At 64.5% G+C, this 22,256-nt stretch carries 19 protein-coding genes and 1 pseudogene; 12 read left to right on the top strand and 8 right to left on the bottom strand.

Annotated elements, in window-relative coordinates; translation table 11 throughout:
- The first annotated feature begins 297 nt into the window (after positions 1 to 297).
- Positions 298 to 1,041, top strand: coding sequence for a PEP-CTERM sorting domain-containing protein (locus F2P44_RS35940; RefSeq protein WP_229423871.1), 744 nt, complete (start codon positions 298 to 300; stop codon positions 1,039 to 1,041).
- A 66-nt stretch (positions 1,042 to 1,107) separates the two neighbouring features.
- Positions 1,108 to 1,392, top strand: a complete 285-nt coding sequence (locus F2P44_RS31650) for a hypothetical protein (RefSeq protein WP_167093615.1) — start codon at positions 1,108 to 1,110, stop codon at positions 1,390 to 1,392.
- Between the two features lie 334 nt (positions 1,393 to 1,726).
- Here F2P44_RS31650 and F2P44_RS31645 read toward each other — a convergent pair whose 3' ends face one another.
- On the bottom strand, positions 1,727 to 2,425 hold the full coding sequence (locus tag F2P44_RS31645) for a glutathione S-transferase family protein (RefSeq protein WP_167093612.1): 699 nt from the start codon (positions 2,423 to 2,425) through the stop codon (positions 1,727 to 1,729).
- A 314-nt stretch (positions 2,426 to 2,739) separates the two neighbouring features.
- On the opposite strand from F2P44_RS31645, the gene F2P44_RS31640 reads away from it, so the two are divergent.
- The 7 genes and pseudogenes from F2P44_RS31640 (at position 2,740) to ampC (ending at position 12,478) form a co-directional block, all read left to right on the top strand.
- A complete protein-coding gene (locus F2P44_RS31640; protein WP_167093610.1) occupies positions 2,740 to 3,705 on the top strand; it encodes a GlxA family transcriptional regulator in 966 nt (321 codons plus the stop codon).
- A 306-nt stretch (positions 3,706 to 4,011) separates the two neighbouring features.
- Complete coding sequence (locus tag F2P44_RS31635; protein ID WP_167093608.1) at positions 4,012 to 8,340, top strand: hypothetical protein; 4,329 nt, start codon at positions 4,012 to 4,014, stop codon at positions 8,338 to 8,340.
- Between the two features lie 17 nt (positions 8,341 to 8,357).
- On the top strand, positions 8,358 to 8,864 hold the full coding sequence (locus tag F2P44_RS31630; RefSeq protein WP_167093606.1) for a hypothetical protein: 507 nt from the start codon (positions 8,358 to 8,360) through the stop codon (positions 8,862 to 8,864).
- A 106-nt stretch (positions 8,865 to 8,970) separates the two neighbouring features.
- Complete coding sequence (locus F2P44_RS31625) at positions 8,971 to 9,354, top strand: BlaI/MecI/CopY family transcriptional regulator (protein WP_167093604.1); 384 nt, start codon at positions 8,971 to 8,973, stop codon at positions 9,352 to 9,354.
- A pseudogene (locus F2P44_RS36835) lies at positions 9,351 to 10,205 on the top strand (M56 family metallopeptidase); the annotation flags it as partial. The gene F2P44_RS31625 and the pseudogene F2P44_RS36835, both read left to right, overlap by 4 nt.
- Before the next feature lie 192 nt (positions 10,206 to 10,397).
- Positions 10,398 to 11,192, top strand: coding sequence for a class D beta-lactamase (blaOXA, locus tag F2P44_RS36830; protein ID WP_441295296.1), 795 nt, complete (start codon positions 10,398 to 10,400; stop codon positions 11,190 to 11,192).
- Between the two features lie 152 nt (positions 11,193 to 11,344).
- Entirely contained in the window at positions 11,345 to 12,478 is a 1,134-nt protein-coding gene (ampC, locus tag F2P44_RS31615) for a class C beta-lactamase (protein WP_370662775.1), read from the top strand.
- Between the two features lie 18 nt (positions 12,479 to 12,496).
- On the opposite strand, the gene F2P44_RS31610 is transcribed toward ampC, so the two are convergent.
- The 5 genes from F2P44_RS31610 to F2P44_RS31590 form a co-directional block, all read right to left on the bottom strand.
- Complete coding sequence (locus F2P44_RS31610) at positions 12,497 to 13,030, bottom strand: DUF5063 domain-containing protein (RefSeq protein WP_167093600.1); 534 nt, start codon at positions 13,028 to 13,030, stop codon at positions 12,497 to 12,499.
- A 19-nt stretch (positions 13,031 to 13,049) separates the two neighbouring features.
- Entirely contained in the window at positions 13,050 to 13,676 is a 627-nt protein-coding gene (locus F2P44_RS34975; RefSeq protein WP_187363498.1) for a hypothetical protein, read from the bottom strand.
- Entirely contained in the window at positions 13,673 to 14,209 is a 537-nt protein-coding gene (locus F2P44_RS31600; protein WP_167093598.1) for an NADPH-dependent FMN reductase, read from the bottom strand. The genes F2P44_RS34975 and F2P44_RS31600 overlap by 4 nt, the downstream gene beginning before the upstream one ends.
- A gap of 501 nt (positions 14,210 to 14,710) precedes the next feature.
- Positions 14,711 to 15,040 carry a chaperone modulator CbpM gene (locus F2P44_RS31595; protein ID WP_167093596.1) on the bottom strand — a complete coding sequence of 110 codons (330 nt, stop codon included), beginning with the start codon at positions 15,038 to 15,040 and terminating at the stop codon, positions 14,711 to 14,713.
- Positions 15,041 to 15,043: 3 nt separating this feature from the next.
- Positions 15,044 to 15,964 carry a DnaJ C-terminal domain-containing protein gene (locus F2P44_RS31590; protein WP_167093645.1) on the bottom strand — a complete coding sequence of 307 codons (921 nt, stop codon included), beginning with the start codon at positions 15,962 to 15,964 and terminating at the stop codon, positions 15,044 to 15,046.
- A gap of 94 nt (positions 15,965 to 16,058) precedes the next feature.
- Between F2P44_RS31590 and F2P44_RS31585 the strand changes: the two genes are divergently transcribed.
- On the top strand, positions 16,059 to 16,961 hold the full coding sequence (locus tag F2P44_RS31585) for a c-type cytochrome (protein WP_167093594.1): 903 nt from the start codon (positions 16,059 to 16,061) through the stop codon (positions 16,959 to 16,961).
- Positions 16,962 to 16,969: 8 nt separating this feature from the next.
- Here F2P44_RS31585 and F2P44_RS31580 read toward each other — a convergent pair whose 3' ends face one another.
- Positions 16,970 to 17,848: a beta/gamma crystallin family protein gene (locus F2P44_RS31580; RefSeq protein ID WP_167093592.1), complete on the bottom strand. Its 879-nt coding sequence runs from the start codon at positions 17,846 to 17,848 to the stop codon at positions 16,970 to 16,972.
- A 169-nt stretch (positions 17,849 to 18,017) separates the two neighbouring features.
- On the opposite strand from F2P44_RS31580, the gene F2P44_RS31575 reads away from it, so the two are divergent.
- Together F2P44_RS31575 and F2P44_RS31570 are read left to right on the top strand one after the other, a co-directional pair.
- Complete coding sequence (locus F2P44_RS31575; protein WP_167093590.1) at positions 18,018 to 19,406, top strand: MATE family efflux transporter; 1,389 nt, start codon at positions 18,018 to 18,020, stop codon at positions 19,404 to 19,406.
- Between the two features lie 84 nt (positions 19,407 to 19,490).
- Positions 19,491 to 21,707 carry a S9 family peptidase gene (locus F2P44_RS31570; protein ID WP_167093588.1) on the top strand — a complete coding sequence of 739 codons (2,217 nt, stop codon included), beginning with the start codon at positions 19,491 to 19,493 and terminating at the stop codon, positions 21,705 to 21,707.
- 69 nt (positions 21,708 to 21,776) lie between these two features.
- Here the strand turns inward: F2P44_RS31570 and F2P44_RS31565 are convergent, their stop codons facing one another.
- The gene (locus F2P44_RS31565; protein ID WP_099874789.1) at positions 21,777 to 21,956 is read right to left on the bottom strand and encodes a CsbD family protein; all 180 of its coding nucleotides are present in this window, start codon (positions 21,954 to 21,956) and stop codon (positions 21,777 to 21,779) included.
- Between the last annotated feature and the right edge of the window lie 300 nt (positions 21,957 to 22,256).

Below are 22,256 nucleotides of genomic sequence, written 5' to 3'. Positions count from 1 at the left end.
GGCTGTCGATCTGCAAGCGGCTGGTCGAAGCGCATCCGAGCGCATTGGCTTTGACAGCATGGTGGGCAAAGGCACCACGTTTCACGTGGTGCTGCCGTTGGCCGGAGGCTGAGCGCAAGACCGCCGGAGGCGGGCTTCGGCCTGCCGCTCACCGCGCATGCAAGTTGCTTGAGTGCGGACGGCCCGACACCTGCGCCGATGAAACCCGACGAGCGCCCGTCAAGAGGCGCCCGTATTGCATTTTTTTCATGTCTGCATGTTAAGATTGCCGCTTTGATCTATCCCTGTGGAGGAATTATGGCGTTTCGTATTACCAGGCTTCTACCTGCCGTCCTGCTCGCGTGCGCAACGAGCGGGACCGCGCAAGCGGACACCGCAACGGCGTCGGCGTCGCTGAGTGGCTTCAAATATGAATTGATCGACCTCGACCTGAACGACGGCATCACCCCGGCGTTGACCTTGACGTCCCCGCCTGAGTACGGAGCGCATAGCTACTACGAAACGCAATCGGGCGGCGTCGAGCACGACGGCCGGGACAGCATTGGCGCGACCAGCTTGAGCATGCCGTTCGGAAACTCCACCGCCACCGTCGGCGCCACCGAGTGGCACGTCACCGCGTCACTCAACAATCCGCCTTTGCAGGATCAATTCATGCAGGGATTTGCAATGCAAAGGCTCTATTTCGACGTGACGCCGGCAACCCGGGTGGTCTTCACGGCGGACGCGGTATTGAGCGCCGCTGACGCGGGCGGGCGCAACGCCGGATGGGCTTCGGTCGGGTTCGACGGCGGCTTCTACCCGCAGCAACCGCTTGGAACGTCGATCCCTATCTTCAGCGCGCTCGAGACCAGTGACGGCAACTTGAGCGGCACATTGCGTGCGGAACTGAACACAACGCAAGCAGGTAACGCGTTCCTGCTGGTGAAGGCCCATGCCCTGACCACATTCACCGTCACGCCAGTGCCGGAGCCGGCGTCCGTGACGATGCTGGTGGCGGGTCTGGCACTTGTGGGCGGAGCCGCCTGGCGCCGTCGCCGCTAGTCAGCCAGCCGATATCAGCGGCAGGGGGTAATGCACTACCATTGCTTGAAGCGCAAAGGGCTTGGGATGCGCCCGCCCTCCCCTTTCCGCAATTTTGACGCCGGGCCACACGGAAGGCCTCAGCCGTCGATTGTCAGCCACGACGAGATCGATCGCTTCGCGCAGGATCATTTGGATCGAATCCACGAGGCCTTGGCCAACGAGATTTATCCGCCGAATAATGTGTATTTCGACGACCCTTTGGCCGCGCCAGCGAACCTCGCGTTTTACGTTACCTCCAAGCAGCTCGACGATCTCGCGGCCGGCGCAAAACGGTTTGCAGATTCTCCCGAACGCTTGGGCCGAGAATAGCGTTCGCCAGGCCAAGGGCCGGATTGAGATGACCCGGTCGTTGGCGCAGGGCAAGCCTGCGTCTCGGCCTTTGCCGACGGTAGCGTAACTGGAAAAGGCCAACTGGATCACGGTTTACAACCGCTGCTGACACACGGCTTCTATCCCAGCTATAAATGATCACCTCGTTGCGACCGACAGCCTTGCCCCGCCGCCAACCGTAAACGAAATTAGCTCCGTGTGCATCTCGACAGCTGCACAAATACGCCGGATATCGGGATGCTCGTTCAAACTCAAAAGGACCGTACCCTCCAGGCGAGCCATGATACCGTCTCGCACGCAGGCCGGATGACTGTCATCCTGTAAAGCGCGCCGAGAGAGGCTGTTGGGTGGCATCGAGCACAAACTCGCGCACGTCCGAGAACGCAGCGCCAAACGCCGGCCGCTGCGAGATGAGCGACAGGTAACGCTGGAAGATCTCGCCGCGACACAAGCCATAACCGCGCGCCCAGAAAACAGCGTGTCCCACGATGCAATCGGCTGCTGTAAATGTCTGCCCGCAGACGAACGGCGCCTGCTCCAGCCGCGCAGCAAGCTGGGGTTCGATTTCCTCGCGGAACTTCTTGCGGTATCTCGCCACCGTTCGCGGGTCCCGCTCCGCCTCCGGCAAGACATGCTCGTGGGCGCGAATTTGCCACAGCATCATGTCCATCCAGGTTGATCCGAAGTGAAGAAAATGCAAGTAATCGGCTCGCTCCGGCGATGCATCGGGAGAAGGCGCCAAGCCGGCATCGGGGAATGCGTCTGCAAGAAAAGCGACCATGGCAGCGCTTTCGAGCATGCGCTGCAATGTACCGTTGTCCCACGTAATCTCAAGTACAGGCACAGCATGGTTGGGATTGACGCGCAGGAACTCGGCAGAATACTGGACGGCTGCGTACAGGTCCACGTTCTCGACTTCGAAGGCATCGCCAACGACCTCATGCAACATCCATTTGGTACGTGCGCTTCGGCTGGCCGGGTAATGGTACAGTTTCAGGTGTTGAATCAGCATGGTTTTTCCGGTGTGAACATCAATTGACGGAAGAGGCGGTGCAGACTCATACAAGCCTGGTCTGACGCGTTTCCTTGTCTTGCCTGGCGCAAGGCACAAGTACGCTTCAAGCCGCCACTGCTGGCATCTGGCACGTCGACCTGATTACCTTCCGCTGTCGCCCCTTCCTTACTCACTGCAATGCCAGACAAGGCAATGTTCGTCACGATTGCTGCATGTCGGGATTCCATTCCAAAGCAGGCAGCGCCAGTCTGGCGCTTTGCAGCTCGTCCGTGAAGGCCGATATTTGACATTTTTTATGTCAAAATGGACAAATGAAAATCATCACAGTTCTGGTGTTGGATGGCGTGTTTGACAGCAGCTTGTCGATTACGCTCGATACCTTGCATGCAGCTCAGGCCATTCTTGCGGCGCGCGGCGGTGCGCCGCAATTGCAGGTCAGGACCATCGCCGCCAAAACGTACACGACTACCGGCGCCGGATTGCGGCTGAAAGCTGACCTCAGGATCAAGACCGTCAAACAGGAGGTATCGGACTGGATCATTGTTCCAGGCCTTGGTTACCGTTCGGATCAGGAGCTCAGCGCCTGTTTTGCGCGCAGCGACACCATGCAGGCGATGCACTGGCTGGCTGCGGCGGGAGCGGGCACCGCTAAGATTGCGGCTTCATGCAGTTCAGCGTTTCTGCTGGCGCAAGCCGGTTTGCTCAACGGCCGCAAGGCGACCACGGCATGGTGGCTCGCCCAGGCATTTCGCGCGCGTTATCCCGCGGTGATACTCGACGAAGCGCGCATCCTGGTGCGCGATGGACCGTGCCTGACTGCGGGCGCGGCCTTGTCGCAGCTGGACTTGATGCTGGCCATCGTGTCCGACGTGGCGGGGGAGTCGGTGGCGCATTTGTGTTCGCGCTATTTGCTGATCGATCAACGCTCTTCGCAGGCGCGCTACATGATGCGCGACCATCTGGAGCATGAAGACCAGACGGTGATTGCGGCGGAGCGCTGGATCGATGCGCATCTGGCGCAGCCGATGACGGTGACTGCGCTGTCGTCCGAACTGGCGCTCTCGCCCAAGACGCTGGCGCGACGTATCAAAGCCGCGACCGGCGTATCGCCAATCAAATTCATTCAAGGGCGGCGTTTGTCACAAGCGACCCATTTGCTGGAAACGACGGCGCTCTCGATCGACACAGTCGCGGCGCAGGTCGGTTACCAGGACAGTACAGCCTTGCGTAAATTAATCAAACGCGAGTTTGGCGTGACACCGAGTACCTTGCGCTAACCCATCTTTGCCACTGGCATCCATCCGCGCCACTATTCGCCAATCCCTGCGCACGTGAGCGTCGCCACCCGGCACCTCCCGCGCTGGGCCGGCACCGACAGTCAAACGCCTGTCACCGCCGCCATCCCGGCCCTCCATCGCAAGCACACTCCCCCCAAGCACGGCATTTGCATAATCACAAGTCCATCGAATCTTTTCACAACACTACCTTGCGCCGTATCAACTTACCAAAACATATCATCAGCAGAGCATATATTTACGCTATCCTTTTTTATCCCGCCGCATACCGTCCGTCCAGGAGGTTGATTGAAACATATCCGGTTCCCCAGCGCGCTGGCGTCGCTGATGCTGTTCGCCGCAGCGCTGCCGCCGGCGAGCGCGGCGGACGGCAAACGGACAGCGCCGCTGACATCCATACGGCTGCAGGATCTCGCGCTCGCGCCCTTCGCTCCCCAACTGAGCAAGACCGACAGCGACAAGCTGGCCGAGGCCTGGATGTCCCTGGTCGGCCCTGCCGATCCGGCACTGGCGGTGGGTGCCGTGGAGCTGCTGGCGGACGCCCCGCCCGAGCTGAACGCCGCCATTGCTGCGCGGCTTGCGCATTCCGACCGCCTGGCCAAGGCGATCGATGCGGCATCAAGCGATCTCAAATCCCGCATCCGGAATGGACGGGCGATGGGTATCGCCAAACTGATGGATTACGCGCCTGAACCCTTCCTGCTAGAACTGAAGAATGCACTAGCCTCAGGCAAAACCGAGCGCATCGTCATGACGCTTGCAGCTTCCAACAATTTCCGCCGATTGCCAGGCGCGGCGGTCGATCACATCGTCAAGGCGCTCGATACCGACCGGCTTGAAGGCCAGGCGCGGGATGAGCTGTTTGGACTGCTGGCCAATTTTCCCGACCAGCTGCAAGCGCAGCGGCCCGTGTTCGAGCGCTGGCTGGCGGACCAGGCCGACTCGCCACTGGCGCGCCAGCGGCAAACCCTGGCGCGCACGGCCTTGCTGGCGATGGGGGCGCCGCTGGAGCAGGAACAGATTCGCAAGGCCCTGCTGTCGAACGACCTTGCCCAGAAGCGCGCAGCCCTGCGGCGCCTGAAAACGCTGGACGCGCGCGCCCGCGCCGGCTTGTCGCGCGAATTGGCCGCGCAACTGTGGGGAGAAACCACAGGCGACGACTGGACCAGCGCCTACGACTTGCTGCGCGCCGCCGATCCGGCCTACCTGAATGCGCTGTATCAGGAAAAGGATGCCCAGGCCATCCGCACCACGATGCAGGCCGACATCGCCGCACGCTGGATCAGTCTTGCGTCCGACGCGGCGCGCGCCACGCTTGCCGCCTTCCCGCTCGATATGTACCAAGCACTCAACGACAAGCCGGCCCGATGCGAGGCAATCGGCTACCAACTGGCGCTGCTGACCGCGCGCAGCAAACTGTCCGCAGGCAGCTTGCCCGATTTCTGGAGCGCGATTGTGGTGCGCGAGCACGATTGCCGCACTGCCCACGGGGCGGCGATCGATGCCTACCTGCTGGCGGAACGCAAACACGGCGACCCCGCCCCGGCGCTGGCCGCGCTGATTCGCCGGCATGGCCTGGGCGAGCTGACCGAGTGGTCCACCGGCTCGGGTCAACTGGCGGCCGCGCTGTCGCCCGCACTGGACCAGCGCCTGCTTGGTGCCGATTGGGCCGGCGCCAGGGACATGATGCTGGCCGGCGCACGCCCCGGCCCAAACATCATCGACAGCGATGCATTCTGGACCAGGAACAAGCCCGGGCAAGCGGGGCTCGACGAGCGAACGTTCTTGCGTATCGTACAAGCAGCCGGGGGCGCGCCGCCGCCGGTGCTGCGCACGGTCGCCGGGCTGGCAGCGGACGCGGCCGACCCCGCCGTGCGCGCGGCGGCGCTGCTGGCACTGGCCGCCAGCGGCCGCCTGGTTGCGGAACAGCAACTGTTTCACGCCGCGCTTGCCGATCACAACGACATCGTTGCCAAGACCGCGCTGGTTCTTTTGGGAATGGCCTACGAGCGCGCCACGGTGCCAGGCGAACTCAAACCGATCCCGATGGAGCACCTGGGCCTGGTACTGACCCGGCCGGACCTGTCCGAAACGGCAAAGCTGGTGTTGCAGCGCCTGGCACGTTTCGGTGCGGCCTATGCACAGTTGCAGGTCGAGCAATCCACATGGTCGAGCAATGCGCCCGAGTCCTGCTGGCGCCTGAGTGCCGCGCGCCCGCTGGGCAGCGCGGCCGGCGTGGCCCTGCTCGCGCCCGGTCCGACCGAAACCGGATACCAGGCCGTGCGCGCCTGCGCCGGCCTGTTGCTCGATCCGCGCCTGCCGCTGGCGCGCCTGGTGCGCCAGCCTGGCGCCCTGCCCGACAGCCCGCCGGCCGCCACCCTCGCCGCCCTGCAATCGCTATGGGAAAGCGGCGAATTCCAGGCTGCCTCGCTGGCACTGCGCGCCGACGTGGCGCGCATGGTGATCGGCGCCGCCCGCAACCTGCCCTATGGCTTGGGCACGCAATCGACGCTGGCGTGGTGGGAACATGCCTTGCAAGACGCTTATCCGGGCGACGCTGCCGAACTGCGTGCCCTGCGCCGCGGGCGCATGTGGATGGCCGCCCTGGTCGGCATACCGACGGCGATTTTTCTGCATCTGGGCGTATGGTGCATTCTCCTGACAGGCTACCCCAATTCGCCCACCTTGCAGGCGGTCGTATTCTGGAACCCGGTGGTGCGCAAGGTGCTCGGCTTCGGCTACATCGACCTGGTCCTGCTGTATGTTCCGCAAGCGAGGCGCCGCCTGTTTGCGCCCTTCCTGCCAGAATTGCTGCGCGACGTAAACGGCGGCGACGGCACCGAGCCGCAGGCCTACTTTGGGGAAAGCAAGGTGCTGCACCGGCCCGCCCGCATCGGAGCCGCCAGCACGACGGCGGTGACGCAAGCGATCACGGTCGCGCTGGCGAAGCATCGCGGGCGCGTCCTGTTGCAGGGCAAATCCGGCCTGGGCAAATCGAGTTTTCTCCGCTTCTGGCTCGCCAGGCGCGCGGCCGGCAGCTACGACGTGATGGCTTACTTGCGCGCCGACCAGTGCCGCACTGGGGTGGAAGCGGAAATCAAGCGCCGCATGCAGGGTATCGGCAACGACCCCAACCTGCTGCACGCTATGATCTACGCGGGCAAGCTGTCGGTCTACATCGATGGCTACAACGAAGTCGACCTGGCGACCCAGGAGGAAATCACTTCCTTCGTCGCCAACTACCCGCATGGCAACATCCTGGTGACCAGCCAGATCCCCTTGCGCGGCTTGTCCGGTATCGAAACCTTTGAACTGCAAGCCCTCGACCACGGGCAGGTACGCGAGTTCCTGATGGGCAGGGCCAGCATCCTCGCGCCCGATGCCGTCCTGACCGGCGCCGCATTCGAGCGCGCCGCTGGCGCATTCCTCGACGACACCTGGAGCCAGCTGCAAGCGAGCGAGGAAGAACGGGCCTTCCAGGAAATCCTGGTCAACCCGATGGACCTGACATCGATCGCGATACTGCTGTCGGAGGGGGGAGTTCCCGACTTGCTGGCGCTGGAAAACCAGCAGTTCGAGCACGTCAAGCGCCACCTTGCCGCCCACGGCACGCCGTTTCGCACGAAAGCCTTTTCGCGCGCCCTGCTGGCCCAGCGGCGCGACGACAGGGAAGACTTGGGCGAGTTGCCGTTCAAACCCGAAGTGGTTCAATTGCAGGCGGCCAAGCTGGCGCAACTGCATAGCTTTACCGATCCGGCGGGTAAGGTCACGGCCCAGGAAGTGCGTTTCCGGCACGAGCGCATCCGCGATTTCTTCACCCACTTCAGCTTCCTCGACATGCGCGCCGACGAGCAGGCGACCTACGCCAACGATGCCCGCTTCGCCGGTGTCTTTCCCTACCTGGCGCGCAGCATGCCGGCCGGGGCGGCCGTGGCACTGCGCGAGCAGCTCATCACCCTGGCCGCCAAGCTGGAAGACCACCGTGTCAGCGACAGCTTCGTGCGCGAGCTGAGCTGGCGGCAGCGGCTGACCGCGGACGATCCCGCCTGGATGCTGGCACATGACCTGCCTCATGCGCGCAGCGCCGAAACGAGCTTGCTCGACCTGGTCCGCACCCAGGCAGGGATCGAGGCGCGCGTTCTGGCCTTACAACAGGAAATTTCCGCATCGCGCAAGATGACCCGCATCCTGGCCAGCGCCGATCCCGCCGAACTGATCGACCTGGCGCAGCAGATGCTGGTGCACATGGGCGCGCGCGCCATGCCATCCACGATGCCCTTCAGCATGTTGAGTACGCCCGACGGCCAGCCTTTCGTGCTGCTGGCACTAAGCCAGAAGAGCCTGATTCGTCCGTTTCATGTCGAATTGCTGCGCGCGCGCATTGACGCGATCAGCCTGCCGAAACTCGTCATCGTCAATTCGCAGGTGGGAACCGAGCCGGCCCAGCGCATCGACGAGCTCACGGCGCAGGTGCGCGATGCCTTGCGTGCCAGTGGCGCCCTGGCCCTGCCCGCTGTCGAGCTGTACCAGGATTACTACGCATCGATTACCGATGGCGCGCAAGCGGCGCTCTGGCCGCGCCTGGCTGGTCTGCGGCCACCGGGCGCACCGGCTTAACCCACCCAGGAGGCAACATGATGACGCACTGGACCCGCATTCTCATCGGCTGCGCCGCCGCGCTGTTCCAGCCGGCGGCGCATGCCGAGAAATTCGAAAACGCCTACCTCAGCTTTACCATGGACGATGGCTGGCGATGCAAACAGGAAGGCACCGAGTTTGTGTGCCGGGCCAACAAAGGACAGGCGCAAAAGGAGGCGATCATCATCATGGCAGCCAAGGAAGCCGGTCCTCAAGACACGCTGTTCAACTATACGGCGCATTTGAACGTCACGCCGAAAACCGGAAAAATCGTGCAGCCGGCCACCCAGGTCGTCATCAACGGGACGGTCTGGGTGGACAGCCTGCAACTCGGATCGGAGGTCGAGAATTACTACACCCGCTACGCGGGAACGGTCAAAGATGGCATCGGCGTCTTGTTTACCATGTCGGCGCACACGCGTTACTACGAAAAGTACAACGGCGCCTTCACGCTGGCACTGCATTCCTTGAAATTAAAGCCCATCAAAATGCGTCCCAGGTAGCGTTGACGGCCGGCCGTGCGCCGGGTCCGATGCATCGAAAGCCCTTCTTGACGCTGATGCGACACCTGTCGCATAATGGTGGCACCCGTCGCGCAGAGACCATCCCATGGCAATTCCTTCGATATCCGAACTCATCATCCTCAAGGCGCTGTGGCGACAACAGCCGCTCAGCGCGCGCGAAATCCACCAGCAGATCGAAGACGAGCTTGGCTGGTCATACTCGTCGACACGCAAGACGCTGGAGCGCATGCTGGACAAGGGCTCGCTGCGCCAGGCCACCCTGCACGGGGTGCAAGTGTACGAAGCCGCGCTTGAAAAAGTCGGCACCCTGGCGAGCTTTGCGCACGACTTCGGCACCCGCGTCATGGAAATGGCAAGCCCGTTCCCGGTCAATATGTTCACCGGCAGCAAGCTGGTCGACGATGCCGAACTGGCGCAACTGGAGCAACTGCTGCAGGACTGGCCGGAACCCGATGGTGGCAGCAAATGAATCCGACCGATCTGCTGATGTTCCGCTTCCTGCTGGCCAGCGGCGGCTGCATCGCCGCCGGACTGGCCGTATGGGCCGCGATGGCGCTGTGCCGGCGCGCCCTGCCCGCCATCGCCTCGCAGCGCTCGGCCTGGCTGCTCGCCCAGCTCACCATCGTGGCGGCCTTCCTGCTAATCCTGCTGCCGCACAGCGAGCGCCTGCGCCTGGTACCGCCCATCGAAATCGATAGCCCGACGCAAGCGCAGCGCGCCATCGCGGACCACGCCCCCGCAGCGACAAGCAGCGCCAGCGCATCGAGCGCTCCAGGCGTGCAGAGCGCCGGGCGTTCGTGGCTAAGCCTTGGCGCGCAAGCCTGGCTGCTGTGCTACCTGCTCGGCCTTGGCTACGCGATTGCCCGGCTGCTGCAAGCGCGGCGCATCTTGAACAGCCTTGCCGCGGCCGGAGGCCGCCTGCGCGCCCCGCAGCGGCACGACGGCTTCATCCACCCCCTGCCCCTGGACCCGAAGGTCATCGAAGTCGACGCACCGATCTCGCCCATGCTGTTCGGCCTCTTCAAGCCGCGCCTGCTGCTGCCCGCGCATCTGCGCCGCTTCGAGACGACCCAACAGCAAATGATGGTGGAACACGAACTGACCCACCTGCGGCGCCATGACTTGCACTGGATCAGCGCCAGTGTCCTGCTGCAAACCCTGCTCTGGTTCAACCCCTTCATGCGGCTGCTGCGCGCCAACCTGTCGTGGGCGCTGGAACTGGGCTGCGACCGCGATGTCCTCGACGGCCGTCCGGCCATCCAGCGCAAAGCGTACGCGGCGGCCCTGGTGGTGCAGTTAAAACTGCAGCGTTCGCCGGTGAGCAACGCCCTCGCCTTCGGCGCCGTCAGCGCGCCTACCCTGGCCGGCAGGATTGCCCTGATCCGCGAACCGGGCGCCATGCCGCACCGGCGCTGGACACGCCTGGCCGCCCTGGCCGCCCTGGCAAGCGTCCTGATGGGCAGCCTCGCGCTCCAGCCGACACTCGCATGGCGCGCCGAATCCGCCGCGCCAATGCCCGGGCCGGCAGCGCAGGCATCGTCCACCCCCGTCATCCCCGGCGCTGCCACGGACGCCATCAGCTGCACCGAACTGGCCGATGCCGCCAGCGGCAAGCGCCTGGTGCACGAAGGCCAGTGCGACGAGCGCATCACGCCGGCATCGACCTTCAATATCGCCGTCAGCCTGATGGGCTACGACAGCGGCATCCTGGAAGACGAACACGCACCTGCCATGCCATTTCGCAAGGGCTACGTCCACTGGAACCCGGCCTGGCGCACGGCCACCGACCCGACCAGCTGGTTCAAGCACTCGGTGCTGTGGTTCACCCAGCAAGTCGCGTCCCGGCTTGGCGCTGCGCGCTTCCAGGGGTATGTGACAAGCTTCGGCTACGGCAACGGCGACCTGTCGGGCGACCCGGGCAAGGATAACGGCCTGGCCCTGTCATGGGTCAGTTCATCGCTGAAAATATCGCCGGCCGAACAGGTGACATTCCTGCGCAAGGTGGTCAAGCGCCAGTTGCCGCTGGCACCCAAGGCATATGACATGACATTGCGCATCATGCAGCCGGAGACGCTGGACAACGGCTGGGAAATCCACGGCAAAACCGGCACGGCCTCGCCCGTGCTGCCCGATGGGCGCGACGATCCGGAGCGCCAGTACGGCTGGTACGTCGGCTGGGCCAGCAAGGGGCAGCGCACGATCGTATTTGCCCGCATGGCACTGGAGCGCAGGCAAGAAGGCTTCGCCGGCGGCCGGGTCAAGGAAGCCTTCCTGCGCGAGCTGCGAACGCGGCTCGACACGCTGTAAGCGCGCCACCTCCCAACAAAAACCCGTAACAAAAGAATGCCACGCAACCCCGTTCATGCAAACGAGCGGGGGTGGATCACTGTACCCGTTTGCATCCCATCCATCAGAAAAGGAACATCGTGTCGACCCTCTCGCCCAAGCTCACCAAGCACATTGCCATCGCCCTCGTGGCATCCTGTTTCGCCGCCGTCAACAGCCACGCCGCCGACAGCGACGCGCGCATCCGCGCCATCGTCGACAAGGCCATCGGCCCGGTCATGGCCGAATACAAGGTGCCCGGGATGGCAGTGGCCGTGACGGTCGACGGCCAGCCCTATGTGTTCAACTACGGGCTCGCATCGGTCAAGGACAATACCCCGGTCGGCGACGCCACGCTGTTCGAACTCGGGTCCATCAGCAAGACGCTGACCGCAACCCTGGCCTCGTATGCGCAGGTGCTCGGCAAGCTGTCGCTGGACGCGCATCCCGGCACCTACATGCCGGAGCTGAAAGGCAGCCCGATCGACAAGATGAGCGTGCTCAATCTCGGCACCTATACCGGGAGCGGGCTGCCGCTGCAATTTCCCGACGCGGTGACGGGCGCCACGATGAGCGACTATTTCCGCCAATGGAAACCGCAAGCAACGGCGGGCGCCCAACGCCGCTATTCCAATCCCAGCCTCGGCCTGTTCGGGCATCTCACCGCACTGGCGCTCAAGAGCGATTTTGCCGACGCCATGGAACAACAGCTATTCCCGCAACTCGGCCTGAAGAGCAGCTATCTGCGCGTGCCCGACAGCGCGATGGCCAATTATGCGTGGGGCTACGACGAGGACAACAAACCGCGCCGGATGAACCCTGGCGTACTCGCCGCCGAAACGTATGGCGTACGGTCAACAGCCGCCGACATGCTGCGCTTCGTCCAGGCGAATATCGATCCGCAGCGCCTGGATGAGCCAATGCAGCGCGCGGTGCACGGCACCCATGTCGGCTACTTCAAGGTCGGCGCCATGATGCAAGGGCTCGGATGGGAGCAATACCCCTACCCGGTCACCTTGCAGCGCCTGCTGGCAGGCAATTCGAGCACCATGATCATGGAGCCGAATGCAGCGAAGCGGATCACTGCGGGGCCCGGAACGTCCGCCAAGACCCTGTTCAACAAGACTGGTTCGACGGGCGGATTCGGCAGCTATGTGGCCTTCGTGCCGGCGAAAAAAATCGGCGTCGTGATCCTGGCGAACACAAACTATCCGATTCCGGCACGTATTAAAGCGGGCCACGCTATCCTCAAGCAACTCGCGCCATAAACCTGCTGCGTGCCGGGATCAGCGCGGGTCGGACCCGGCAATGGCTGCGGGCGGCAAACCGCCCTCCGCGACGGCGTAGTCGCGGGGGCGGTGCTGTTCCCAGTACTGCAAGACATTCAGGGCGCTGGCCGCATGGCTGCCCCAATGGATGATGAAATGTTCGCGCCAGTGAAACACGGCAGCATCGGCAGCGCCACCATCGAACAGATGAAGGCCGCGCTTCAGGTCGCGCCATATGTCCGCCAGGTCATCGGCAAGATCGCCGAGCATCGTCTTCTCGCAGGGAACATCGAGGGGATTGGCGCTCTCCGAATAGTAATTGACGGGGAGCGCGCCAAAGCGCTTGAACATCGCGCTCCACGCCTCGTGCGATATGGCCGCCGCGTCATCGCCCCAATCGCATTCGCGCTGCGGCAAATCGAGCGCCTGCGCATACAAATGCGCGAGATGGCGGCGCGCGATGCTCATCTGGGCGTCGCCCGGCAGCAAATCGCCTTCGGCCCATTGGCAAAAGGCGCGCACCGATTCGACGAAGGTCGTGATGGCATTCATGGTGTCCTTGTTCAAGCTGTTATTCGAGCGGCCAACAGCGCTCGATGGTACCGCCGGCATGTTCCTGCAAATACGCAAGCGCCCGCGTAGCTAGGCTGGCATCGGGAGAGCGTATCGCCAGGACCAGCGGGTCGTGCGATACCGGGTCCACATCGACGCGCTGCCGCTCGGGAGCCGCGCGCAGAACCAGCGTCAGTTCGGTCCAGCCGGCGTCCCCGGGATACGCGCTGTTTCCATCGGAATCGATATCCGAATCCGCCCCCCACAAGTGAGCGGCAAGCGTGCCAAATTCCGGCCGTGCCCCGGGGTTGCGGAGATAGCCCACCTGGTCGCCTGCATGCGGACCTTCCGCATGCCGGGGAGTCGTCCCGCCCTGCGGACTGTTTTCCGGCGCGGCCCCGACCAGCAGGGAGGCGGGAACGAAGCCGATGCCGCAGCTGGAACAATAGCAGCCATCGACGAACTGGCTGAGCGGCGGCTCTCTCAATGCCTGCGGCAGGCATTCATCGCTAGCCAATTGATACGGCCAGTGCCCTCCCTCGCCAAAGTCGACGCCATACACCGGCGCATGCTTTGCAATCAGCAACAGCTTGGGCGTCGCATGGGCGGATGAACCACATCGGGGACAGGCAAAATCCGTCCTCATGGAGGGCCGACTTCCACGCTGGCTTGCACCAGCGCGCCGATGGCCCCCAGCAGCGCCCCGGCCAGCGCCGGGTCGGCCGCAATGTGCGCCTGATCGAATCCCCTGTTGGCAACCGCGATCACGGGCGACGCCGCGGCGATCACACGCCACCCCATCGTCGTGAGGATCTCGGCCAGGGACGCTTGGGCGTGCACCGCCCGCGCCGAGGTATTGATCAGCGCAACCGGTTTGCTGCTCAACTCGGCGCAGCCGACAAGCCAGTCCAGCATGTTCTTGAAGGCGCCCGGTACGCCATGCGCGTACTCCGGGCTGGCCACGATGACGCCGTCGGCCGCGCTCAGCAAGGCGCGCAGCTCGTGCACCGCTGGCGGCGGATCGGCCTCGATATCGGGATTGAAGAACGGCAGCATGTGCGTGCCGTCGTACAACACAACGCGCGCACCGGGCGGCGCCAGCGCGACCGCCGCGCGCAGCAGCGCGGTATTGGCCGAGTCACGGCGCAGGCTGCCTGAGAGGGCGATCAGAGTTTTCATACGTGAGGCGCAGTTGATCGGAACACGCCATCGTAGCAGAGCCCGACCGATCGCATCGCCTTGTGCATGTCGGCATAAATTTGCCGGATGGACTTGCAGTATCACGTCGGCGCCCACGTCAGCACGCTACGAGCAACGCCTCTCCATTTCTGCAATTTACCAAGCAGGCGCACACCGTTGCGATCGTTCGCGTTCACGCGAGCGAACTGGCGCAACCCATTCCTGACAATCAGCGCGCCACGGTATTGCCTCGTCACCGCATGGGCATACGAGGATGCCCCCGGTTCGCCCATGCGGGATCGATCGCCAGCCATGCCAACAAGGATCTCGCCCGTCGCCTGCGCCGCCGCGCAAGCGGACTCGACAAAAACACGCGCAGCGCCAACCCAGCACGATTGTGATGCATCAAACGCATCGCGCCCGCCGGTAGCATAGTCACTACATCAAATCGCCAGGAGATGGCTGATGTTCACCGCATGCCGCAGGCGCGCCGCCCTGCACTCACTGCGCGCCGAGCACCCGCAGGCGCGTGCGCAGGCGGCTCACCTCGTCGGCCAGGTCGAGCACCAGCGCGGCGATTTCCTCGTTGGCGTCGAGATCGCGCTCCAGGCTCACCAGCCGCCGCGCGCGCCGCAAGTCGGCGCTGCGGAAACGCCACTGCGCGCGGGCATCTTCGTCCAGGCCCAGCGCCATGATCTCGTCGGCGCCCAGCAAACCGTCACCCACATGCCGCACCACCCAGTCGGGCTCGACGCCGCAGGCGCGCGCCAGCTCGTGCAGGTCGAGCGCCTCGTCGTCGAGCAGAACGCCCACGATATCGATATTGGCCATGCCCTACCCTCCCGCCCGCGCACGCGGATTGAAGGCCATGTCGCGTGCCATTGCGCGGTACAGCTCGCGAGCCTTGTCGGTATTTGCCGGCGGCAGGACGACCTCGAGAACGAGATACAGGTCGCCCGCCGGCGTGCCCGGAATGCCGCGCCCCCTGAGGCGCAGCTTGCGCCCCGTTTGCGAGCTGGGCGGCACGGAAACTTCCACCTGTCCGGACGGCGTGGCCACGTCGATGCCGGCCCCCAGCGCCGCTTCCCACGGGGCCACCGGCACGCTGGCATACACATCGCGCCCCTCGATCCGGTAGCGCGCATCGGGATGGAACCCGATTTCCAGGAACAGGTCGCCCGCACCGGCACCGCCACTGCCCGGATGGCCCTGGCCCGCCAGGCGCAATTGCTGGCCGGGCAGCACGCCCTTGGGAATCTTGACGTTGACGGCGCGCTCGCGCGTCACCACCCTGCCATGGGCATCGTGCTCGGGCACGCGCAAGGTCACGGCGCGGGTGGAGCCGTGATACGCATCTGCCAGGTCGATGGAGATGGCCGCGTGGATATCCTCGCCGCGCATCTGGAAACTTGCTCCGCCGGGGCGGGCGCGGCCGCCGACATGCGCGAACAGATCGGAAAAGAAATCGCTGGAACCGGCCGCGCCGCCATCGAAGCCCGCGCCCCAGTCGGGTGGCGGCTGGAATTGCTGCCCCGCGCGCCGGGTGCGGCCCAGCGCATCGTAGGCGGCGCGCTTGTCGGCATCGCCCAGCACGCCGTACGCCTCGTTCATTTCCTTGGTCTGGTGGTCGGCGTCCGGTTCCTTGCTCACGTCGGGATGGTATTTGCGCACCTGCTTGCGGTACGCCTTTTTGATGGCGTCCGCGGAAGCGTCCTGGTCGACGCCGAGGGTCTTGTAATAGTCCTTGTACTCCACGAACGGCGCTCCCGGATCGGTTTTGATCATCCTACAACGCACCCGGCGCAGGCAGCGCACGCTTGCCAGCCACATTTTTTGAAGGAGAAACGCTATGAACGGGTGGGTGAGAGGGATCGGCCTGGCCATGCTGGCGCTGGGCCTGGCGGGGGCCGCGACGGTGTGCGCCGGCACCTGGCTCGGCGAGCTCAAGATGGCGCGCACGATCGCGGTGGAGGTGGCCGACATGGCCCTGCCCGGGGACGCGGCCAGCATCGCACATGGCCGCTACCTGTTCAACACGCGCGGCTGCGCCACCTGCCACGGGCGCGACGGCAGCGGCGCCGCCGTCATTGACGATGGCGCGATGCGGATCGTCTCGCCCAACATCACGGCGGGCGCCAACAGCGCCATCACGCGCTACCGCACGCTCGACTGGGTGCGCACCCTGCGCCACGGCGTCAAGCCCGATGGCAGGCCGCTGATGATCATGCCGAGCGAGGATTACAGCCTGCTCAGCGACGCCGACGTGGGCGCCATCATCGCCTACGTGCGCCAGCTCGCGCCCGTGCCCGGACAGGCGGCGCAGGTGCGCCTGCCGGTGGCGGTGAAAGTCATGTACGCCTTCGGCGCGGTGCGCGACGCCGCCGAAACGATCGACCACAGCGCGCCGCCAGCGCCGGCAACCGCGCCGGCCGTCACGATCGAGCACGGCGCCTACGTCGCGCACAGCTGCATCGGCTGTCACGGAGAAAACCTGACGGGCGGGCGCATTCCCGGCGCGCCGTCGGCCTGGCCGGCGCCGGCCAACCTGACGCCGGGCCATGGCAGCGCCATGACGCGCTACCGCACGCCAGAGAGCTTCATGACGATGCTGCGCAGCGGACGGCGGCCCGACGGCAGCACCATCAGTCCGGTGATGCCGTTCGGAGCGCTGGGCGAGATGAACGAGGTCGACATGCGCGCGCTGCACGCTTACCTTCAAAGCCTGCCGCCGCGCGCGGGCGGGCAGCGCTGAGCGCCCGCTTAACGGACCCGGCGCACCGATGAAATCAGGTTGCCCATCGGTCCGAGACGGTCGTAACGGCCAGGGCCGAAGGTCACGCAGCGACCGCCGAAATCGGCGTGCTTGCAGAACTCCCATTCGCCCTGATGCACGATGAGCGCGTCGGCGCGGTCATTGAATCCGAACTCGGTCAGGTCGCGCGTGTCGTCGCGCAGCACCAGGCGCTCGCCGCCAAAGCCGCTGGAGGAAAACAGTTCCACGTCGCCCTCGCGCTGCCCGCCGCCATCGTCCGCATCGACCAGGCGCGCCGACGAAACCCGGCCGCGCAAGCCGCGCCCCAGATCCTCGTAACGGCCCGGTGCGAAAATGCGGCAAGTGCCACGGTAGCCGGCGTCGCTGCACAACTGCCAGCTGCCTTCCATCACCTGGGCGCTCTGCGCGCTGTCGTTGAAATCGATCCCCGAGAAATCGTCGGCATCGCGCCGCAGGCGCCGGGCGTCGCCCTCCAGGCCACGCCCGGTGAACAGCGCGATCATCCCGCGCGGCCCGCCATGATGGCGCCCGCCGCCATGACGGCGCTCAGGCATGATCTCGCGCACCGACGAAATGGTGTCGTTGAAGCGCTCCAGCGTCGGATACTCGCCCTGCTCGAAGACGACACAGCGGCCTTCGAAGCCGACGTGCTCGCACACCTCCCAGCGCCCGGAGCGCACAATCATGCTCGACGCGCGATCATTGAAGCCGCTCTCGACCAGGTTGGGCGTAGTGGTGCGCACGGTCAGCTCGCGGCCGTCGAAACCATCGCGCGAAAACAGGGTCAGCTCACCGGCGCTGGCGGCGGCATGAGAAAAGATGGCGGCGCCGAGCAGCAGCGCGAGTGTGAAGCGGGATTTGAGCATGGAACCGTCCTTGATGTGCGATGACCGATTGTGACGGCCCCGCGCCCGCCGCGCCAGTGCCCAAGCTGTGAGATGTGTAACAAGTCTTTACGCAGCCCCGGACCAAGCCGCCTCCCACCCTGCCCGCGATTAGCCGGTAAAATCGACGTTTGCTCCTAACGTGTCCACCATGTCCGCCATCCTCGCCCCGTCCGATACGCCCGTCCGCACCGAAATCGCCGCCCTGTGGCGCCTGTCCTGGCCCATGCTGGTCGGGCAGCTGGCCACCGTCGGCATGGGCGTGGCCGACGTGGCGATGACGGGCCACGTCAGCGCCAGCGAACTGGCCGCCGTCTCGCTCGGCGCGTCGGTCTGGTCGATCATCCTGGTCACCGTGATGGGCACCATGATGGCGATTAACACCGTGGTCGCGCACGACATCGGCGCCGCGCAGTACGGCCGCATTCCGCACGTGGTGCGCCAGTCGCTCTGGAAAGGCGTGGGCGTGGGCCTGGTGGCCTGCCTGGTGGCCAATCTGGCGACCCTCGTGTTCGACCATATCGGCCTCACCCCCGACGTTGCCGCCAACGCCGCCATGTTCGTGCATGCGATCAGCATCGGCATGCCGGCCTTTGCCTGCTACCGCGCGCTGTACGGCTACACCACCAGCATCAACCAGACCAAGCCCGTGATGGTGATCGCCGTCCTCGGGCTGCTGTTCAACGTCTTCGTCAACTGGCTGCTGGTGTTCGGGAACTGGGGCATGCCCAAGCTGGGTGGGGTCGGCTGCGCGGTCGCCACCGGCGTGTGCATGTGGCTCATGCTCGGCGCCATGCTGGCCTGGATCCGCATCGCCCCGGCCTACCGCCAGACCTACCCGTTCACGCACTGGGAATCGCCCAACTGGCCGGAGATCGGCGCCATGCTGCGTCTTGGCCTGCCGATCGGCGTGACCTACCTGGCCGAAGTGAGCGCGTTCGGGGCGGTCAGCCTGATGATCGCGCGCTTCGGCGTGGTGCAGGTATCGGCCAGCCAGATCGCCCTTAATTTCTCGTCGCTGGTATTCATGGTGCCGCTCAGTTTCGGCATCGGCCTCATTACCCGCGTGGGCCATGCGCTGGGCGAAGGCGACGCGGTGCGCGCGCGTTTCGTGGCCTGGGTCGGGGTCGGGATGTCGCTCGCCTTTGCGCTGATCTCGGCGGCGCTGATCGCCGTGTTCCGCTGGGAGATCGCGCGCGCCTACACATCCGATGCGGCGGTGCAGGAACTGTGCGCCCACCTGCTGCTGTTCGCGGCGCTGTTCCAGCTGTCCGACGCCACCCAGGTCGCCACGTCGAGCGCCATTCGCGGCTACAAGGTCACGCGCCAGCCGATGCAGATCCAGCTGCTCGCATTCTGGGGCTTCGCCATGCCGGTCGGGTATGTACTGGGACTGGCGCCGTCGTGGTTCGCCTGGTCGCCGGCGCTGCCGATGGCCGCCGCCGGCTTCTGGATCGGGCTGGTACTGGGCCTGACCGTGGCCGCGGTGCTGCTCACCTGGTCTTTACACCACCTCTCGCGCACGCGCGCGCAGGCTTGACGCGGGTCGCTGGCGAGGGGTGCCCACGGGTGCGGAACTCTGGTATCGTCCTGAGTTCTCCACATCCACCTCACCGAGACATCCATGCGATTTCTTCTCTGCTTTCTCGCCGCATTGTCCAGCGTTCCCGCATCCGCCGAACGCCTGACACTGGACCGCATCCACGCCGACCCGGCGCTGGCGGGGCCGGGCGTGCGCAACCTGCGCGTATCGCCCGATGGCGAACGCGTCACCTACCTGCGCGGCCGCCAGGACAACCAGTTCCAGCTCGATCTCTGGGAATTCAACATGAAGGACAAGACCTCGAAGCGCCTGGTCGACTCCAAACTGCTGGTTCCCAACGAGAGCCTGTCACCCGAAGAACAGGCCAGGCGCGAGCGCGCGCGCACCGCCAGCCTGACCGGCATCCTCAATTACAGCTGGTCGCCGGATGGCAAGCAGCTGCTGGTGCCGATCGCGGGCGACCTGTATCTGGTCGACGCGGCCAAGCCCCAGGGGGCGCGCAAGGTCGCCACGGGCAATGTGGCCGATCCCAAGATTTCGCCCAAGGGCCGTTACGTCTCCTTCGTGCGCAAGCAGAATTTGTATGTGATCGACCTGGTCTCGGGCCTTGAAAAGCAGCTCACCACCGACGGCGCGGGCACCATCTTCAACGGCGAAGCCGAATTCGTGGCGCAGGAAGAAATGGGCCAGCGCACCGGCTACTACTGGGCGCCCGACGATTCGGCCATCGCCTACAAGCGCTTCGACGAGTCGCCGGTGCCGGTGGTGCGGCGCTTCGAGATTTTCGCAGACCGCACCGATGTCGTCGAACAGCGCTACCCGGCAGCGGGCGACGCCAACGTGCTGGTCGACCTGATGATCGTCTCGCCCGTCACCGGCGCGCAGCGCAAGGTCGAGCTGGGCCAGAACCGCGACATTTACCTGGTGCGTGCCGACTGGAGCGCCAACGGCAAGCAGCTGGTGTACCAGCTGCAGTCGCGCGACCAGAAGCGCCTCGACCTGATCTCGGTCGATGCCGCCACCCTGGCGCAGCGCACCCTGCTCACCGAAACCTCCAAGACCTGGGTCAGCATCCATGACGACCTGCGCTTCCTCTCCAAGCGCAATGCCTTCCTGTGGGCGTCCGAGCGCAGCGGGCGCAATCACCTGTACCTGTACGACCTCGATGGCAAGCTGCTGCATCCGGTGTCGAGCGGCGAATGGGGCATCGACAACGTGCTGGCGGTCGACGAAAAAGCCGGCCGCGTGTATGTGTCGTCGAATCGCGACGCCGTGATCGACAAGCAGACCTACGCGCTGGCGCTCGATGGCAGCGGCGCCGACAAGCCGGTGCGCATCACCAAGGGCGACGGCTGGCACGAAGCGGCGTTCTCGCGCAATGGCGAAGTCTTCGTCGACACCTTCTCGGACCCGGCCACCCCGCCGCAGATTTCGATCCGCCGTCCGGATGGCGCGATGGTCGGCTGGTTAGAGAAGAACGAGCTCAATGCGGAGCACCCGTACGCCAAATACAAGGCGGACCACCTGGCCACCGAGTACGGCAGCATCAAGGCCAGCGACGGCCAGACCTTGTACTACTCGATGATCAAGCCGTCGGATTTCAGCGCCGCGAAAAAGTATCCCGTGTACCTGTCGACCTACGGCGGGCCGCATGCGCAGCACGTCTCGCGCAAATGGGGCAACTACTTCGACCAGTACATGGCGCAGCAGGGCTTCGTGGTGTTCCGCCTCGATAACCGCGGCTCGTACCGGCGCGAGCGCGCCTTCACTGACGCGATCTACAATGGGCTGGGCAAGCACGAAGTCGAAGACCAGTTGAGCGGCATCGACTGGCTGGGCAAGCAGAGTTTCGTGGACGCCAAGCGGATCGGCGTGTTTGGCTGGAGTTATGGCGGCTACATGACCCTGCGTTTGCTGGCGGCGGCGTCGGACAAGATCGCGATGGGCGTGTCGGTGGCACCGGTGACCGACTGGGCTCTGTACGACACCCACTACACCGAGCGTTATGTGGGCGGCACCCCGAAGGGACAGGCGGACGCATACAAGACCAGCGGCGTGTTCGCGCACCTGGACGGGCTCAAGTCGCCGCTGCTGCTGGTGCATGGCATGGCCGACGATAACGTCCTGTTCACCAACAGCACGCGCCTGATCGATGGGCTGGTCAACCGCAACGTGCGTTTCGACCTGATGACCTACCCGGGCGCCAAGCACGGGATCTCATCGCGTCCGGGGCAGCGCCACGTGTACGGCACCATCGAAGCGTTCTTCAAGAAGAACCTGGCCGACGCGCCGAAGTAAGCGGCAAAGCGATCGTCCAATAAAAAACAGCCGCGATCAACGCGGCTGTTTTCATATGGAGCGGACCAATTAGTTGGTCGCATCCTTGATGGCTTCTTTGAGGTCGCCGATTTTTTCCTGGGTCTTGCCTTCGAGCTGGTTTTCCAGGCCCTTGGCTTGCTGTTCGGTGCTACCGACCAGTTTGCCAGCTTCTTCCTGAATTTTGCCGCCGATGTCTTGCAGTTTGCCGTTGACTTGATCTTTGTTCATGGTAAGGCTCCTTTAGTGCTCATTGCCAGGTTGGCGATGTAGTGAAGCCATCTTACTGTTGAGCTCAGAATTGATCAGTTCGCTCCCGCACATAAGCAAACAATTAATTATTTCCCAACCGGGGTCTGACCTCTGATTAGCAACAAAAATGTTTCGATTCGGAGGTCTGACCCCGGTTAGGAAAGTTTTTGCCCGGCGCACCCGGCGCAATTGCCAAGATTTTTTCCTGTTTGCATAGAACAATCGAACGGAGCCGGTAAACGGAACCGGGGTCTGACCTCTGATTAGAAATATTTCTAA

This window comes from Massilia frigida (assembly GCF_011682175.1).
In the GTDB taxonomy this organism is placed as follows: Bacteria; Pseudomonadota; Gammaproteobacteria; order Burkholderiales; family Burkholderiaceae_D; genus Telluria_A; species Telluria_A frigida.
The sequence above is the reverse complement of the archived record's forward strand: the minus strand, read 5'-3'. Positions and strand labels throughout refer to the sequence as shown.

What these genes read in the sequence shown, in the direction of transcription:
- F2P44_RS35940 (WP_229423871.1), top strand. Translation starts at nt 298, where the DNA reads ATGGCGTTTCGTATTACCAGGCTTCTACCTGCCGTCCTGCTCGCGTGC.
- F2P44_RS31650 (WP_167093615.1), top strand. Translation starts at nt 1,108, where the DNA reads ATGCGCCCGCCCTCCCCTTTCCGCAATTTTGACGCCGGGCCACACGGA.
- F2P44_RS31645 (WP_167093612.1), bottom strand. Translation starts at nt 2,425, where the DNA reads ATGCTGATTCAACACCTGAAACTGTACCATTACCCGGCCAGCCGAAGC.
- F2P44_RS31640 (WP_167093610.1), top strand. Translation starts at nt 2,740, where the DNA reads ATGAAAATCATCACAGTTCTGGTGTTGGATGGCGTGTTTGACAGCAGC.
- F2P44_RS31630 (WP_167093606.1), top strand. Translation starts at nt 8,358, where the DNA reads ATGATGACGCACTGGACCCGCATTCTCATCGGCTGCGCCGCCGCGCTG.
- F2P44_RS31625 (WP_167093604.1), top strand. Translation starts at nt 8,971, where the DNA reads ATGGCAATTCCTTCGATATCCGAACTCATCATCCTCAAGGCGCTGTGG.
- blaOXA (WP_441295296.1), top strand. Translation starts at nt 10,398, where the DNA reads ATGCCCGGGCCGGCAGCGCAGGCATCGTCCACCCCCGTCATCCCCGGC.
- F2P44_RS31610 (WP_167093600.1), bottom strand. Translation starts at nt 13,030, where the DNA reads ATGAATGCCATCACGACCTTCGTCGAATCGGTGCGCGCCTTTTGCCAA.
- F2P44_RS34975 (WP_187363498.1), bottom strand. Translation starts at nt 13,676, where the DNA reads ATGAGGACGGATTTTGCCTGTCCCCGATGTGGTTCATCCGCCCATGCG.
- F2P44_RS31600 (WP_167093598.1), bottom strand. Translation starts at nt 14,209, where the DNA reads ATGAAAACTCTGATCGCCCTCTCAGGCAGCCTGCGCCGTGACTCGGCC.
- F2P44_RS31595 (WP_167093596.1), bottom strand. Translation starts at nt 15,040, where the DNA reads ATGGCCAATATCGATATCGTGGGCGTTCTGCTCGACGACGAGGCGCTC.
- F2P44_RS31585 (WP_167093594.1), top strand. Translation starts at nt 16,059, where the DNA reads ATGAACGGGTGGGTGAGAGGGATCGGCCTGGCCATGCTGGCGCTGGGC.
- F2P44_RS31580 (WP_167093592.1), bottom strand. Translation starts at nt 17,848, where the DNA reads ATGCTCAAATCCCGCTTCACACTCGCGCTGCTGCTCGGCGCCGCCATC.
- F2P44_RS31575 (WP_167093590.1), top strand. Translation starts at nt 18,018, where the DNA reads ATGTCCGCCATCCTCGCCCCGTCCGATACGCCCGTCCGCACCGAAATC.
- F2P44_RS31570 (WP_167093588.1), top strand. Translation starts at nt 19,491, where the DNA reads ATGCGATTTCTTCTCTGCTTTCTCGCCGCATTGTCCAGCGTTCCCGCA.
- F2P44_RS31565 (WP_099874789.1), bottom strand. Translation starts at nt 21,956, where the DNA reads ATGAACAAAGATCAAGTCAACGGCAAACTGCAAGACATCGGCGGCAAA.